General features: G+C 41.1%; 14 protein-coding genes. 8 read left to right on the top strand and 6 right to left on the bottom strand.

All coding sequences use genetic code 11. The annotated features are described in order from the left end of the window. Positions 1–72: 72 nt before the first annotated feature. From R9C00_16315 to R9C00_16295, 5 genes are all read right to left on the bottom strand, one after another. Positions 73–1,440: a Mur ligase family protein gene (locus R9C00_16315; GenBank protein ID WPO33268.1), complete on the bottom strand. Its 1,368-nt coding sequence runs from the start codon at positions 1,438–1,440 to the stop codon at positions 73–75. A gap of 311 nt (positions 1,441–1,751) precedes the next feature. After that, entirely contained in the window at positions 1,752–2,378 is a 627-nt protein-coding gene (locus R9C00_16310; protein WPO33267.1) for a hypothetical protein, read from the bottom strand. A gap of 305 nt (positions 2,379–2,683) precedes the next feature. Beyond that, complete coding sequence (locus R9C00_16305; GenBank protein ID WPO33266.1) at positions 2,684–4,192, bottom strand: tetratricopeptide repeat protein; 1,509 nt, start codon at positions 4,190–4,192, stop codon at positions 2,684–2,686. Between the two features lie 362 nt (positions 4,193–4,554). Then, positions 4,555–5,412, bottom strand: a complete 858-nt coding sequence (locus tag R9C00_16300; protein ID WPO33265.1) for a hypothetical protein — start codon at positions 5,410–5,412, stop codon at positions 4,555–4,557. Between the two features lie 149 nt (positions 5,413–5,561). After that, a complete protein-coding gene (locus R9C00_16295) occupies positions 5,562–6,401 on the bottom strand; it encodes a Sir2 family NAD-dependent protein deacetylase (GenBank protein WPO33264.1) in 840 nt (279 codons plus the stop codon). A 343-nt stretch (positions 6,402–6,744) separates the two neighbouring features. On the opposite strand from R9C00_16295, the gene R9C00_16290 reads away from it, so the two are divergent. The 7 genes from R9C00_16290 to R9C00_16260 all read left to right on the top strand — a co-directional run bounded on the left by R9C00_16290 (position 6,745) and on the right by R9C00_16260 (position 15,729). After that, entirely contained in the window at positions 6,745–7,530 is a 786-nt protein-coding gene (locus R9C00_16290; GenBank protein ID WPO33263.1) for an NRDE family protein, read from the top strand. Between the two features lie 224 nt (positions 7,531–7,754). Next, positions 7,755–10,142 (top strand): TonB-dependent receptor, encoded by a 2,388-nt coding sequence (locus R9C00_16285; GenBank protein ID WPO33262.1) that lies wholly within the window; start codon positions 7,755–7,757, stop codon positions 10,140–10,142. 14 nt (positions 10,143–10,156) lie between these two features. Further along, positions 10,157–11,065, top strand: a complete 909-nt coding sequence (locus R9C00_16280) for a DUF4249 domain-containing protein (GenBank protein WPO33261.1) — start codon at positions 10,157–10,159, stop codon at positions 11,063–11,065. Between the two features lie 226 nt (positions 11,066–11,291). After that, the gene (locus tag R9C00_16275) at positions 11,292–11,972 is read left to right on the top strand and encodes an ABC transporter ATP-binding protein (protein WPO33260.1); all 681 of its coding nucleotides are present in this window, start codon (positions 11,292–11,294) and stop codon (positions 11,970–11,972) included. 182 nt (positions 11,973–12,154) lie between these two features. Then, the gene (locus R9C00_16270) at positions 12,155–14,662 is read left to right on the top strand and encodes a zinc-dependent metalloprotease (GenBank protein ID WPO33259.1); all 2,508 of its coding nucleotides are present in this window, start codon (positions 12,155–12,157) and stop codon (positions 14,660–14,662) included. Positions 14,663–14,931: 269 nt separating this feature from the next. Continuing rightward, on the top strand, positions 14,932–15,144 hold the full coding sequence (locus R9C00_16265; GenBank protein ID WPO33258.1) for a hypothetical protein: 213 nt from the start codon (positions 14,932–14,934) through the stop codon (positions 15,142–15,144). Positions 15,145–15,291: 147 nt separating this feature from the next. After that, entirely contained in the window at positions 15,292–15,729 is a 438-nt protein-coding gene (locus tag R9C00_16260; GenBank protein WPO33257.1) for a GNAT family N-acetyltransferase, read from the top strand. A gap of 67 nt (positions 15,730–15,796) precedes the next feature. Here the strand turns inward: R9C00_16260 and R9C00_16255 are convergent, their stop codons facing one another. Continuing rightward, a complete protein-coding gene (locus tag R9C00_16255; protein WPO33256.1) occupies positions 15,797–16,078 on the bottom strand; it encodes a GNAT family N-acetyltransferase in 282 nt (93 codons plus the stop codon). A gap of 76 nt (positions 16,079–16,154) precedes the next feature. Here R9C00_16255 and R9C00_16250 point away from each other — a divergent pair, with 76 nt between their 5' ends. Then, complete coding sequence (locus R9C00_16250) at positions 16,155–16,691, top strand: methylated-DNA--[protein]-cysteine S-methyltransferase (GenBank protein WPO33255.1); 537 nt, start codon at positions 16,155–16,157, stop codon at positions 16,689–16,691. Positions 16,692–16,799 lie beyond the last annotated feature (108 nt).

Raw genomic sequence — 16,799 nt, 5'->3', positions numbered from 1 at the left:
AATGTTTTAAAAAAGACATTTTTTGAACCGTATTATGCCCCAACTGTCAGTTGCAGGTTGCCTGTTTCTTCCCTATTTCACAATTTCTTGTGCTAGTTTCTCTACGTCCATGTTGTTGAAGTTGCCCGAAGACATCATCAGCAAGTTGGTATTGTTCCAGTCCTGTTTCCGTAAGAAAGCTTCCAGTTCGGCAGAGTCGGTGAATACGTTCAGTTCCTGTCCAAAGGCCTCGGTAACCATTCCTGGAGTAATAGGCTCTAGTCGTTTGTGGGATACCGTAGCTGGGTTGAAATATACCACAGGTACATCGGCACTCTTTATGCTGTTTTTGTAATTTGGCAAAAACTTTTTGTTGAGGCTCGAATACGTATGAAGCTCCATACAAGCAACCAGTTTTTGCTTGCCAAATTGGCTCTTTACCGCTTCTACCGTAGCTTTTAGCTTAGACGGCGCATGGGCAAAGTCTTTGAAAACCTTAGTGCTGCCACCCTCTGCGAGTAAGTTTAACCTGTTTTTTGTTCCCTCAAAACTGCTGATAGCTTCGTAGAATTCGTCTTCGGTAATTCTCATCTTCAAGACTACTTCTTTAGCCGCACTTAGGTTCATCATGTTGTGCTCGCCAAAGACCTTTACAGGAATTTCTTTCTTGTTCTTTTTGTCTATCAGATAGGTTTGCCCGTTTATTATTTTATAAGGATGCTTGGTGTAAGGCATTACCGAAACATCTTCTGGAAATTCGATACTTTTGATCAATTTTTTCACCTCAGGGTCGTCTTCGCAATAGATGAGTGTGCCCGCTTTGCATGAAGCTTCGGCAAAAGCTCGGAATTGCTCTACGTATGAATCGTAGCTTGGATATACATTTACATGATCCCAAGAAATCCCTGTAATAACCCCAATATGTTGTTGGTAATTGATGAATTTAGGCTTCAGGTCAATCGCCGCCGAAGGATATTCATCCCCTTCCAAGATGATTACTGGAGCTTTTTCGGTTAGTTTTATCGTATCGGTAAGTCCTTTTGGAACTGCGCCCAGTAGGTAGTCGGGGTTGCGTTTGAAGTAGTTGAGTACATGAACGATCATAGCCGTTACCGTTGTTTTCCCATGGCTTCCTCCCACAACTATGCGCTGCTTGTTTTTAGCTTGTTCGTGAACATAGGCAGGGAAAGAATAGATATTTAAGCCTAATTCTCGTGCTTTAATGTATTCTGGATTGTCTTCCCTTGCGTGCATACCCAAAATCACAGCATCTAGGTCGTCAGTGATTTTAGAGGCATCCCATCCCATCACTTCTGGCAAAAGCCCGTGGTTTTTTAATTTAGTATAAGAAGGATCAAAAATTTCATCATCTGAGCCTGTAACCTCGTAACCTCTACTTTTCAGAGCAATAGCCAAGTCGTGCATCACGCTACCTCCAATTGCTATAAAATGAACCTTCATTTAGTATGTGTGTTTTATTATTGTGTTTTAAATCCTATGGAAAAAGGGTGTTTAATATGCAAAAAGAACAATGTTGCAAATTGATCCGCAACTATTTCACTTAAAAAATACCAGCTTCCCGGTTGGCTTGCTTTCAGCAATTCACAAAATTAACAGGATTTTTCAAAATCTGGCTTTTTTGAGGAAAACTGATAGTAGATTAAGAGTTGTCATTTTTTAGAAAATGTTCTCGATAATGTAAAAGAGCCATACTTATAAAAAGCATGGCTCTTTTGTTTTATAGACCTCATCTAAAATAGCTGATAAGCCTTTTAGCTTTGCTGAAGGGAATTATAATAATCCACTATCTGGATCATGTTTTCCCTTCTTTCTATTTTTAGCTTATTGGTTTTTATGAATTTTTTTATTTGGCTTTCCTTATCGCCCATGAATTTCATAAGATCATCAATATCGGTAGGACAGCTAATTATTTGCCCTCGGCTGTTCATAAAGAAATAGTTTTCTACCAAAACGCTCATCCTTACGTTTCTCCCTCCAAAAAAGTAAGGGTCATACTGGTTCTCTATTTTTTCTACCACATCTTCTCGGGTGAGCAACGTAAGTTTATCACCTTCGGTTAGCAACTCAAAAAAGGTTGGTTTTTTGTACGAAGAGCGATCGTGGCTATAAGGCAGGGTGTAGAAATAGCGGACTTGTTTGGTGTTGGTATCTATGATCTGCCAAGCTTCCACCTTGGTTGGGTTTAACGAGCGAATGACTGCTCCAGCTTGGAAAACAATATTATTTTCATCCAGGTTATACTTGATTTTTCCCTTCAATGTTTCTCCATTTTCTAGGTCAATCTCCCCTCTGTGCCACATATCCTTGGAGAACTCTTGGCTAAATACCGAAAGGCTCGAAAGAAAAAATATGGTTAAGGTTATATAGGCAAATTTCATATTTAAAAAGGTTCTTTTGAAACGAATTAGTTCATTGAAACAAACAATTAATTGGATACTTCCCTTTTTTAACCCGCTTTTTGGGGCGAAAGTTACTTTTTTGTTTACCGGCTCTAAACATCAGACAATCTATATCGGCAAAAAGTCTAAAGGGAGCTTGGTTTCTTTGAACAAATACAAGGTTTACATTAAAATGGGACTATTGGTTAGCATAAAAGTAGGGAAAATAACTATAAAAAGAAGAACCCCGCGCCAGTTCGGCCACGGGGTTCTTAATTTCAAAACGATAGGTTTTGAATACTAGGCTAATCTTTGCTGCTCACGCCCATTTCCAATTTCATGAGGGCTTTGTTTCTCACCATTGCATAATTGATGTTGTTCGAATTATAATTTACTACTTTTTTATACAGTTTTTCGGCTTGTTCGGTATCTCCTTTTTGTTCGTAAGCCATCGCTTTGTAATAATTGTTTGTTACATCGTTAGGGTTCACCTTTTCGAGGAATTGGAGGCATTTGTCGTAGTCCTTTTCCATAAGGGCGGAAATGCCAGATAAGTAATCGCAATCTTCAAATTTATGAGGATTGGAAGAGGCGCTCATCATTGCCCTTACTTTATCGGCTTTTTGCCATGCCAGTTCGGTGTTTCCTTTTTTGGCTGCTAATAAGCCTTCAAAATAATGAGGGAAGGAGCTTAACCAAAGTGCCATGTCACCCTTTGCCCCAATGTCCTTGGCATATTTTTCTATATGCTTGTTCATCTGCATCATTTTAGCACTTGCTTGCTCAAACTTTTTCAGCTCTAGTGCAGCGGTGATATAATCGTAGTAAGTAATAATTTGCTCTAGGTTCGCTTGGTCTTTAGGCAAATTAAATTGACCGATACTTGCTGCCAGATTTTCTAATTCCATCAAACCTTTGTCTGCATTTCCTTGGTAAAAGTTGATGTTGACGAGTTGGCTTTTGAAACGAAGTTTATCCGTATTGTCCGAAATATCGATCAACTGGTTGTAGGAATCTCTGGCGGCATCATAGTTCCCCAAAAAGGTGTTTACCTCAGCTATTTGGTTGAGAATGTTTTTTTCCAAAGGATTTAAATTGTCGGCTTTATCGAAAGCTGCTAGTGCTCTTTCTAGCTCTCCGTTGCTTTTAAAATGCTTTCCTTTGGTGAGGTGGCCTCTATAATCTTCTGGGAATTTTGTGATAAATATATCGGTATATTTCTGTGCTTTCTCTGCGTCCTTTGGAAGCCCGTATTGGTAAAAATCTGCCATTGACAGATATAGGTGGCTATCAGGATATTTCTCAATAACTGTTTTCATTGTTTCCCTTGCCTCTTTGAAGTTTCCCATTCCCTGTTCAAGGTAAGCGACTTCTACCAACGCTTGGCGACAAGCTGGATATTTATCGATAATATCTTTTTTGATAGCCAAAGCTGCTGGAGCTCCTTCATCGTGCCACGCTTTTTGCGACTTTATGAAGAGCTGTTCCATTTCCGAGGCAGTGTTTGCTGCTGCCACTGCTTTATCCAAACTTTCCTTTATTTCTGCTGGTGACCTGCCTTCGTTTCTCAATGCCATCGACTTTAGGTAATATGCCATTGCACAATCCTTATCTTGCTCTATTGCTTTGTTAAAGTGTTCCAGGGCTTGTAATTGATTGTCGAAATCTAGGGATGCTTGCCCTTTTTTTATTTCTTCAAAAGCCTCGGGGCTAGAAGTGGAGACGGACATCCCGTCAAGGGTATGTACTTTTACTTGGGTAAACCCGATAAATGATGAAAGCAAAAGAATCAGTAATAAGCTTAAATGTTTCATAATCATTGTTTTTTGGTGATTTAGTGAAATACATATAGCGATATTGCTTCGTTTTCCGCAAAAGAAGTGGGGTAGTGGCATGGGGAATTATTCATGCCCATGCGAGCTGGCAGGAAAATGGGGCTGGTTGTGGGCAGTTAGTTGTTGGACGTTACTTGTGAGTAGGGTAGTTGTTTTGAACTGTTTTCAATAGGTGAGCTGGCATTCGTTTAGGTAGTTTTTTGAGTGTTCAAAAAAAATGTAAGTGAATGCGATGGTTGTGGAAAGTAGTTGCTATTTGTATGGGTTTCAATATAAAGAAAAAAGGAACACAAAGCAATTAATACTTATTTAATAGAGAAGAAGAATAGGCAGGCTAGGGATTAATAAAAAGTGTAGTAAAATTGCTCTACGGTAAAAAGGTCGGGACCAGGTAAAGTACTTACACTTTGAGATTCCCGTATTTTTATAAGCCCTATGTTGTCAAACAAATAGCGATAATAATCTTCGTTGATTACTTCACCGCCAGAATTAGTGTACTTGGTTTTTATGCAATACGGACCATAATACTCGTATTCCCTTATTTCATTGAACATATCGTCCCTTTCCCATTTTACCAGCCCTATTTCGTTATAAAACTTGGTGTACTCTCCTTTAAGCAGGCCATCAGTGCCATACGTTTTGCTCGATTCCATCCCATTCTCATACTTAAATACCACATGGTTGTTCAGTTCTGCCTCCTCGTAGAGATAAAAAGTGCTTTTGGGTCGCCCATCAGCCTGATAGGTGTGGATCACTTTCCGCTTGTTTTTCCCAAAAGGATCGTAAAAATTCTCCGAAGCCTGTCGGCAATACTGATCAAAAGTGACCAGCTTGATTTCTTCGAGTCGAGAGTTTTTAAAATAGCGGATGAGGCCATGGTCTTCACAATTGAAGTACTGGTACACTCGGCTCAGCGTTTGGGGCTGGTGGGTGAAAGATTGGAAAACCTCTTTTATTCTTCCTTGAGTATCAAAAGCATATTGGATGGTATAATCGGATGAGGGGTCGTGGGTGTTCCCCCTAAAAGTTCTCATGCGGATCATGAGTGTTCGTACCTTCAATTGCTTGTAGATATCGAGTTGGGCTTCGGGCAATATTTCTTGACCCCTTCCTTCTACATAGGCAAACAAGCCTATAAAAAATAGGAAGGCAGTAAAAAATACCTTTCTGCTAAAATGTAGTATAGTTAGTTGAAACACAGAAGCTTCAGCTTTTAGTTTTATGATAATTTTAGTTGGGGGACGTTGCCTATTGAGCGAACAGTAGGTACACAAAAAAAAGGTCCTCTATTTCCTTGTTTAGGAAAAAGTCAAACCTACTTATAATCCCTTCGATCTCCTAAATCTTGTTATAATTTTCCAAAAATAGAATTTATCCCCGTTTTTGCACCAAGTGGAAGGCCAATACTGTCTTTTGGCACCTCAAAATTATTTGGGTTGATTCGGATGAGTGGGGTTTTGAGTGCGCTTGCAAGTCGCTCTGATTGATAACGGACGGTAGGGATGGTAGTACCAGCGCCTACTTCTATCACGGCTGTTGGTATTTTGTTTTTATGCACATGCTGAAACCACTTGGAAAATCGCGTGCCCTGCTCGTCGGTTCGGGACTCGGCCCAGTTCCAGTCGCTGTAGAGCAAAATGTTGGGTCGGGCTATGGAGTGGCAATATGGACAGGTAGGCGGATCTACACTAAGTTCCATGTTTTCCGCATTGAAAGGCATATTGGGGCCGTGCTGCCATGTATGGTCGCCACAAGGGAAAGAACATTGTAAATGGTGGATAGAGCCATGGCATTCCTCTATTCGCAGGGGGTCGAACCCAGCTTTTTGGAAATGACCGTCTACATTTGAGGTAAAAATAAAATAGCCTTCTTTTTTAGTTTTTGCCAGCTCAAGGAGTTGCTCATACCCGTTGTGAGGTTCAGTTTGGGCATAGGTTTCCTTTAGCGATGCATAAAATGCCCAAGCTCTTTTAGGGTTTTTGGTGAACCAAGAAGGGTTTGCCATTTGGGCAAAGCTGATATTTTCTATTCCTAGCTTAGGGAATAACTTTTTAAAAACATTTGGGTCATTATAATTTGGCAGACCTGAATCTATCCCTATACCAGATCCGGCAGTGATAATAAGTGCATCTGCCTCTTTCAGGATTTTGGCAGATTGTGATATCAAGCTTTGAGTATCTCTATTCATGAATAGGCCGGTTTTGCGCAAGCTGGTTTTAGTAGTTGACGAATTAGATAATAAATATGGATAATGCAGGGTTAAGGATAGTTTTTTTCCACTAGTCCAACAGGGTTAGTCTACCATAGGTTCATACCTATTGAATGTTTGCTGATAAGTGCAAATTTTCTGCAAGTAAGAAAATTTCTATGCGTATTAAAAATAGTGGGGCAAAATATTGCATTTATTTGGAAGCGGTTTGCAAATTTAAGTACGAATGTTTTTTTACTTATTTTGTTATCCAAATGGAAACTTAGCCATAACTTAGCGGAGTTTTTCTACATACACCTTGAACATTCATTAGAGAAAAGATATGTGCCTTATAATATTTGCATGGGATGCGCATCCCGAATATAAATTGGTGATGGTCGCTAATAGAGATGAGGAGTACAAGCGCCCTACGGCGAGGGCATCCTATTGGGAAGATGCGCCAGATATACTAGCTGGGCGAGACTTGGAATCTGGCGGAACTTGGCTAGGCATAAATCGAAAGACAGGGAAGTTTGCCGCTGTAACCAATTATAGGGAAGCTTTTGTAGAAAGAAAAGATGCTTCATCGAGAGGGTATCTGCCTCTTAATTATATAATGGGTTCAAAAGGACCAGCGGGCTATATGCGTAGCCTTGAAGACAGCCGTACCGATTATAATGGCTATAATTTGCTGGCGGGGACTCCTGATGGACTTTACCATTATTCAAATAAAGGAGATAAGGTAAAAGCCTTGTCACCCGGTATTTATGGGTTGAGCAATAAATTGTTGAATACGGAATGGCCAAAGGTGGAAAGGGGAAAGAAAAAGTTAGAAGACGTGATTTTTTACGATGATTGGTCGCATGGAACACTCATTAAAATGATGTACGATTGCCACCGACCTTCTGATGATGAACTTCCAAAAACAGGTGTTTCCTTTAAGTTAGAGAAAGCTCTTGCACCCATGTTCATCAAAACTGATAAATATGGTACTTGCTCCACTTCTGTGCTCACTATCACCCACGATGGCTATGTGCGTTTTTCCGAAAGGCATTACAACCCTTTGCTGGGTGATGGTATAGACGAGAAGTTTGAGTTCCAACTAGAAGATTACAAATCACAATCCTAGCAGACCCTTTGTTTCTGCCCGGTTATAAATTAGGAGCTTCTTACGAGTTCCTTTTTTTATCGACATTTTTTGTCAAACCCTCACGTTATTTTGTCTAAGGTTTAAGTTTTTTTTTTAAACAAGATTGTCTCTCCAAAGTTAAAGGTTTGATACCACGCAATTGTGGTTAAACCAGCTGTTCTGTTATTTGTCAAACTGTTGCAATATGCACTTAAACTAAAGTAATGAATCGAATTAATGTACGAAAGTATTGTCACTTGCTGATTTTTAGCTTGCTGATGTTTTTTGGTTTTGCCCTTACGGCAAATGCCCAGCAAAAAGTAACCTTAAGTGGTTATTTGAAAGATGCCGGAAACGGCGAGGACTTGATAGGGGGTACGGTGTATTTCCGCGAACTCAAGACAGGAGGTTCCTCCAATGTATATGGATTTTATTCTGTTTCTGTTCCTCCGGCAAAGTATACTGTAGAGTTCCGCTACATAGGCTACGGGGTAGTGGTAAAAGAAATTGACCTTACGGAAGATACCAAACTCGATGTAGAGCTGGTGGAAGAAGGTAACCAGCTAGAAGAAGTAGTGGTGCAAGGCACAGCGGAAGATGATAACGTGACTAGCACCGAGATAAGCGTAAACAAACTGGAAATCAAGACCATCAAAAAAATGCCGGCGCTTTTGGGCGAGGTAGATTTGATTAGGAGTATCCAGTTGTTGCCAGGCGTGAGTACCGTAGGTGAGGGGGCTTCAGGTTTCAATGTGAGGGGCGGCGATGTAGGGCAAAATCTTGTCTTGCTCGATGAAGCTCCAGTTTACAACTCTTCCCACCTTTTTGGCTTTTTCTCAGTTTTCAATCCCGATGCGGTGAAGGATGTAAAGTTGGTGAAGGGTGGTATTCCCGCCCAATATGGAGGTAGGCTTTCTTCGTTGCTAGATGTGAGGATGAAAGAAGGCAACAGCAAAAAGCTTTCGGTGAACGGCGGAATTGGTGCTATTTTTAGTAGGCTGGCCATAGAGGCTCCTATAGTGAAAGACAAGAGCTCGTTCATAGTGGCAGGAAGGCGCTCGTATGCCGACGTGTTGGCAGCTCCTTTTCTAAATGACGACCTTAGTGGTAGCGCATTTAATTTTTATGACCTCACGCTAAAGGCAAATTATGATATAGATGACAAAAACCGGATTTATCTTTCGGGTTATTTTGGAAAAGATAATATAGGTTTTGGTGAAGATGTCCGCTTTAACTGGGGAAATGGTACGGGTACATTTCGATGGAACCACCTTTTCAACGATAGGTTATTTTCTAACCTTTCTGTATTTTATAGTGATTATGATTACGAGCTTGGTTTTGGAAGTGAAGATGATGCCTTTGATTGGAGTTCAAAAATTCTCAACTACAATATAAAACCAGAATTTACTTATTATATCAATACCAATAACACCCTTACATTTGGTGGACAGGCTACTTATTATGATTTCAAACCAGGTGATGCTCAAGGGACTTCTGCGGGAGAAGTTACCGATATTAGCCTTGACAATAGGTTTGCCATAGAAGGAGGGCTTTATGTAGGAAATGAGCAAAAGCTAGGGAAGGTGGCAATGAGCTATGGTTTACGACTTTCGTATTATAATTACATAGGCGAGGGCACTGCATTTGAATACGGCGAGGCATCTGCACCGGGTAAAAGGAAGCCTGTTATTAGTGAAACTCCTGTTGGTTCTGGTGAAAGCATTGCCGATTATTTGAATCTCGAACCTCGAATGTCCATAAAGTATCAACTTGATGCTAAAAGTTCGATAAAGGCGAGTTATAACCGAATGGTTCAATATGTTCACTTGCTTTCGAACACCACGGCTACTTCACCGCTCGATGTTTGGACACCTACTACCAACAATATAGCTCCCGAAATAGCCGACCAAGTAGCCGTCGGGTACTTCAGAAATTTCAAGGACAATACCTATGAGTTTTCGGTAGAGGCATATTACAAAGATTACCGCGACTTGGTAGAATATATTGACAATGCAGATTTGTTGCTGAACAAGTACATAGAAGGAGACCTGATTAGCGCGATAGGCAGGGCGTATGGCGCAGAGTTTTACTTAAAGAAATCGAAAGGGAAATTAAATGGCTGGGTGAGCTATACTCTTGCCCGTACCGAGAGAAAAGCAGAAGGGATAAACAACGGAGAATGGTACGCCGCCCGCTTCGATCAACGTCACAATTTGACTTTGGTAGGTTTTTATGATATAAACAAACGATGGACGGTTTCTGCCAACTTGGCTGTGGCATCAGGCACACCAGCCACTTACCCAACCAATAGGTACGAATACCAAGGCTTGGTTCTTCCTCAAAACTATGGAAACAGTCGAAATGGGGCCAGGATACCAGCTTACCATAGGCTAGACCTTTCGGCTACACTCAATGGAAAAACGATGAAAAAAGGGAAAGAGAGGAAAAACAGAGATTACTGGGTATTCTCAATTTACAATGTTTATGGAAGGAGAAACCCTTACTCAGTATATGTGCAACCAGTTTCCGATATGCCGACCACTACAGAGGCTGTAAGGCTGTCAATTATCGGTACGGTGCTCCCATCTGTTTCTTATAATTTCCAATTCTAAATTGACTTTTTACAATGAACAAATACATATATATAGCTTTGATAGCAGTGTTGGGGCTTTCGTCTTGCGAAGACCAAATTTCACTTGATTTGCAACCTGGTCCAGCTCAGCTGGTGATAGATGCGGTGATAAACGACCAGCCCGAGGAGCAGGTAGTAAGGTTGACCTTGAGCGCCCCTTATTTTGATAATGTTCCTACACCAAGTGTGTCGGATGCTGAGGTAAAGGTGACCGATTCGGATGGGAAAGAATTTGTGTTTACCGATGAGGATAAAGATGGGAACTATACATGGCAACCGACCGATGCAGATGAGGTGATTGGTGTGTTGGGCAAAGAATATTCGCTAAGCGTAACTTACAAAGGGGATGAGTTTATAGCTTCTTCCAAGGTGAATAGAGTGCCCCCAATCGATTCGCTGACCTACGAATATCGTGAAGCGGAAGGCTTTCGGGTTGAAGGTGTATATGCTTCACTTTGGGCTGTAGACCCAATAGGAACTGGTGATACATACTGGATAAGGACATACAGAAACGATACGTTGCTCAATAGACCCGCAGATATAAATACCGCTTATGATGGAGGGTTTAGTGCCGGTGCTAACTCCGATGGAATTCCCTTTATCTTACCTATCCGAGAAGGGATAAACCCATTTTATGCAGATGAAGACGATGAATTGCTTTCTCCTTACCAAGAGGGAGACAAAATAAGAGTGGAGCTCCTGTCGGTTACAAACGATGTGGTGTTCTTCTTGCAACAAGCCCAAGCCCAGTTGCAAAATGGAGGGCTGTTTGCCACGCCACTGGAAAATATTTCTAGCAATATCCAAAATGCTGACACTAGTTCGGAGACAGAAGCTTTGGGCTATTTTATAATGTGTTCAGAAGTTTCTGCTGAGGTAGTAGTAGGACCTGAAGAAGAATAGCGAAAAATCGATTTTGAAATGATTGATTAATAGAGTTGAAGCCAAAGTCATGCCTTGGCTTCAACTCTAAAGTGAGAGGTATATTCGTAAAGCTGGCCATCTTTTACTTGAGCGGTTTTTATACACGGTGAAGTGTTTTCAAAATTAAAATTTGCGTACCACCTTTGTTTGGTTAAATTTAATCAAACGCTACGTTGACTTTTTCTCTTAACTAAACCCTTTTGCAATGCTCGAACTTATCGATTTAGATAAATATGTACGAACCAAATTCCAAAAATCCTTTATTCTAAAAGGGATAGACCTAAAGGTTGAAAAAGGGGAATTCTTGACTATTATGGGACCAAGTGGGGCTGGGAAATCAACTTTGCTACACATTATTGGCTTGCTAGATGAGCTGAATGATGGCGAGTATTATTTCAATGGCGAGCCTATCCACAAGCTGAATGAGAGGAGGCGGGGAGATTTCCACAAAAACAACATGGGGTTTGTGTTCCAAGCTTATCATTTGATAGACGAACTCACTGTTTATGAGAATATTGAGATGCCTTTGCTCTACAAAAACGTGAAAGGTAGCGAGCGGAAAAGTATGGTAGCCGAGATGTTGGACAGGTTCAATATTGTAGCTAAAAAGGACTTGTTCCCCCATCAGCTTTCGGGCGGGCAGCAGCAGGTAGTAGGGGTGGCTCGTGCCATCATAGGCAAACCTAATCTGCTCCTTGCCGATGAGCCAACTGGTAACCTTCATTCCAAGCAAGGCGATGAGATTATGGAACTATTCCAACAGCTCAACAGAGAAGAAGGGATCACGATCATTCAGGTGACGCACTCAGAAAAGAATGCAAGTTGTGGAAAACGAATTGTGACCTTGGAGGATGGGGCAATTGTAAGTGATGAAAAAGTAGGGTAGTATTCTTTTAATCAAAATCTTAGTGGTTTTTTTTGAGATTGAGTAAGCTTGAATTTTTTTTAAGCAAACTTTACTTGATCGAGGTTCTTGAAATGTTCGTTTGTAGCGAACAGATAAGAATGGATATATGCTTGTAACAAAATTAAAATCAACAATTATAAAACTACAATAAAATAACACTCATGAGAAAAAACTATGTGCTGCTCTTACTAGCAGTAATGTTTGTTTTTGGAGGAAGCAATGAGCTTTTAGCCCAAAAGAAAAAAAAGAAGAAAAAAGGAGAAACAGAAACTCCAGCTTCTAAACCAAAGAAAAAAAGCGACAGTAAAATAAAGCCATACGAAGATGTAGTAACTGAAAAAGCTATTTCAGACGAAGGGCTTTTTACTACGCATACCGTTGGGACAAAACATTATTTCGAAATACCTGACAGCCTTTTGGAAAGGGAAATCTTAGTGGTGAGCAGGATTTCTGGAACAGTTCAAAACTTTAATTTTGGCGGTGCAGGTATGAAAACCAAGCCACAGCAAGTGGTGAGGTGGCAAAAGCTCGGTGAGCAACTTTTGCTCCGTTCAGTTTCTTACAATAGTGTGGCCAGCGAAGAACTTCCAATCTACAAGTCGGTGAGAAACAATAATTTCGAGCCTATCATCATGGCTTTCGATATTGCAGCTCTTAGCAAGGATTCTACGGGATCGGTGATTGAGGTTTCAAACTTCTTTACTTCCGATGTGGAAATGATCAGTGCGCTCAACCCAGGTCAGCGCAAGCAATTTGCCATCCGTAGGTTGGACAAAAGCCGCAGCTTGATTTTGGGCATGAAAAGTTTCCCTAAAAATGTGATGGTGACGCATGTGCTGACTTATGAAGGAACAAAACTTCCTTCAAACGCTATCACCAATTCTATGTCATTAGAAATGAAGCAATCTTTCGTATTGTTGGACAAAGAGCCGATGATGGCAAGGGCTTTTGACAAGCGAGTGGGTTATTTTTCTGTTTCTCAATACGATTACGGAACAGAAGAGCAGCGTGCGGCAAAGAGAAGCTATATTACCCGCTGGAGGCTAGAGCCAAAAGACCCAGAAGCATTTGCCCGTGGCGAGTTGGTAGAGCCAGTGAAGCCAATTGTTTATTACATCGACCCTGCCACGCCGGAGCAGTGGAGAGAGCCAATAAGAAAAGGTGTAGAAGATTGGAATGTTGCGTTTGAGGAAGCAGGTTTCAAAAATGCCATTATTGGTAAGTTGCCTCCTAGCGAAGAAGAAGATCCTGAATTCGACCCTGAAGATGTTCGTTATTCGGTTATTCGTTACGTAACCAATCCTATCCAAAATGCAATGGGACCTCATGTGCACGACCCAAGGTCGGGCGAGATCATAGAAAGTGATATCATCTGGTACCACAACGTGATGAACTTGTTGAGGAACTGGTATTTTGTGCAAACAGCGGCTATCAACCCTGAGGCTCGCAAGGTGCAGTTTTCCGATGAAGTGATGGGCTCATTGATCAGGTTTGTGGCAGCTCACGAAGTTGGTCATACCCTTGGCTTGCCTCACAATATGGGCGCAAGTTCTTCTTATCCAGTCGATTCATTGCGTTCGGCTAGCTTCACCAAAGAAATGGGAACGGCTCCATCTATTATGGACTACGCTCGTTTCAACTACGTAGCCCAGCCGGGCGACGAAGGTGTTTCATTGATGCCAGGCATCGGTATTTACGACAAACATGCTATCCGTTGGGGATACCGTCCTATTCCAAGTGCAAAAACTTCTACCGATGAGAAAAGTACCTTGGATAGCTGGATAATGGCTCACGATGGTGATTTGATGTACCGCTTCGGTAAGCAAATGGGCCAGCCGCTCGATCCTTCTTCTCAGACTGAAGACTTGGGCGACGATGCCATGAAAGCCAGCGAGTATGGTATAGCCAACCTTAAAAGGATTGTACCAAACCTAATAGAATGGACTGCGGAAGATGGTAGAGATTTTGACGATTTGGAAGAGCTTTATCTCAATGTATTGGGGCAGTGGAACAGGTATATGGGGCACGTTACTGCCAACGTAGGTGGTGTATATGAATACTACAAAACCTACGAGCAAGAAGGAGCGGTTTATACTCACACGCCAAAAGACAAGCAAAAAAGAGCGGTAGAATTTTTGAACAAACAAGCTTTTGCTACACCTACTTGGATGATAGACCAAGAAATATTGAACAAAGTAGAGGCGGCTGGAATTGTGAACCGTATCAATAGCTACCAAGCCCGTGTGCTCGGCAATTTGCTGGATTTTAGCCGCTTAGCAAGGATGCTGGAAAACGAAACCGTGAACGGCTCAGAGGCTTACACCGCACTTGAAATGTTTGGTGACCTCAGAGGGGAAATCTGGAAAGAGACTATGCGTTCGCAAACGGTAGATACCTATCGTAGGAATTTGCAACGAGCATACGTAAGCTCTCTAGAAGAACTGATGACGGACGACCAAAGAAGGTTGCCTTCAGGTTTTTCAAGGTTTATGGCTTATACGCCAATCAACGTGGAGAATTCAGACATCAGGCCGTTGGCAAGAGGCGAGCTGAAGCGCATAGAATCGATGATTAGAAGTAGGAGAGGAGCTACAAGGGATCAAATGACTCGCTTCCACTACGACGAGCTTTTGGCAAGAATCAACTTGATCTTGAACCCAAAAGGGTAAGGGTTAGGAAAAAGTGAAACTCCAAAAGGCTATTTTATTCTAACTTCTCTTTAATCATAAAAAATCCAAAATTTTAACTCTTTAATTTGAAGCGGTGCGGCGAATGTTGCACCGCTTTTTTGCTTTTTCACTCATTTTCGAGCAATTGAGGTTCAATAGGCAACTAACCTGAGATTAGACGCTTCAACAACGGTCATTCCCCACACGCTTTCAAACTTCAGCCCCACAGTAAGAAACCCTTTTTCTAACCATAACCTTTACCAATACTTATGAAAAAAATACTAATAACTGTATGTAGCACTGGTTTTGGCTACATGTCAGCAAAATACTTTACTGAACAAGGCCATCAAGTATATGCGACCATGCGAAATATAGATGGGAAAAACTCAATTCCTGCTGCTAATCTCACCCAGAATTTTTCAATACCAATCTCATTTGGGAATCTCCAAGGTGTAGATAATGCAGAAATAGCAACCAATTAGAAGGTATGGGAATAACGGAGTTAGATGGCTCTAAAGCAGAAAATACTGTAGTAAACTAAACATTTATAAGCTTAGACTGAATTGTTGGTGATGTGCTGCTCATGGGGCATTGCGAAAAGTTTTAGCTTTGCAGAGAAAAAGTAAAAGATGATACGGAAATACAAAGAGAGCGAAATACCTACACTATTGACTATATGGGAACAAGCTTCTACCTTGGCGCATCCTTTTTTAGAGAGTGCTTTTGTGGAATATGTAAAAACTGCAATGCGGGATATGTACCTGCCCAACTCGGACACATGGGTGTACGAAGAATCGGGGAAAATACTTGGTTTTATTTCCATGGCAGGGAATGAAATTGGGGGCTTGTTTGTGCTCCCAAACCACCATTCAAAAGGGATTGGGTCAAAGCTGGTCAAACATATTCGCCAGTTTCATGAAGGCTTGGAAGTAGAGGTTTTCAGAGAAAATAAAATTGGCTTGCCATTTTATGAGAAACTAGGCTTTGAGACTTTCAAGGAATACACAATGGAAGAAACTGGGCAAAAAGTGCTGAGAATGAAGGTGATTGACCTTGTTGTTTCTTAAGCCTACATATATTCTTCAAATCTGAATAGTTGAAAGCGGCACGGCATTAGATCGTGTCGCTTTTTTGCTAGTTCAATACATCCCGGATCGATTCATCTTTATCGAATACGCTTTTGGCAAAGGGACATAAGGGCATTATTTTAATGTTTTTTGCCCTGGCCATTTCCACCAGTTTATTCAAAAGCTGTTTGCCAACGCTTTTCCCTCTTAACTCATCGGCTACTTCAGTATGGTCGATTATGATCAATTCTTCCCCAGCCTTCGAAAAGGTCATCTCAGCCAAGGTTTTACCTTCCTTGTTGCTTACAAAAGCCCTACCTTTGCTATCATTTTCTTCTATTTTTATCATGTTGTTTTTTTCTGAGTTTGAGCAATTTTTTGGTAAACCTAAATAAATAAGAAATAATAGGAAACAGATTTTTGAGATGATGAAAAACGAAATCCAGATAAGTTATTACAAAACCCAAGTTGGCGAGCTTTTGTTGGGTGCATTTGAAGGGAAACTATGCCTGTGCGACTGGCGGCACAGAAAAATGAGGGAAGCCGTAGACAACCGAATAAAGGTGAGTTTGAGTGGGGAGTATATAGAAACTGAATCAGCGGTATTAGAGGATACCAAACAGCAACTTGGTGAATATTTTAAAGGAAAAAGAAAAAATTTTGACCTACCTCTTCACTTAATCGGTACAGCATTCCAACAGTCAGTTTGGGAAGAACTGATGCAGATTCCCTATGGCGAGACCAGCACCTACTTGGCACTTTCCCGAAAACTGGATAACGAAAAGGCAATCCGAGCTGTGGCTTCGGCCAATGGGGCAAATGCCATTTCTATCATTATCCCCTGCCACCGGATTATCGGTAGCGATGGTAGCCTAGTAGGTTATGCGGGAGGGCTAGATGCCAAAAAGAAACTCCTTACCCTAGAAAAAGTACTCTTTGATGGACAATTGGAGTTGTTTTGATACATGTTATTGGCAAATTTTTTACAAGTGTCTTAACCATGAAAGAAATTATATAGGGTGCTTCGTTGTGAATTTTGATGAAAACTGATATGATTTTAAAGGGTTTGA

The sequence above is a fragment of the Flammeovirgaceae bacterium SG7u.111 genome (assembly GCA_034044135.1).
In the GTDB taxonomy this organism is placed as follows: domain Bacteria; phylum Bacteroidota; class Bacteroidia; order Cytophagales; family Flammeovirgaceae.
Note: the sequence above shows the minus strand (reverse complement) of the source record. Positions and strands in the feature narration are given on the sequence as shown.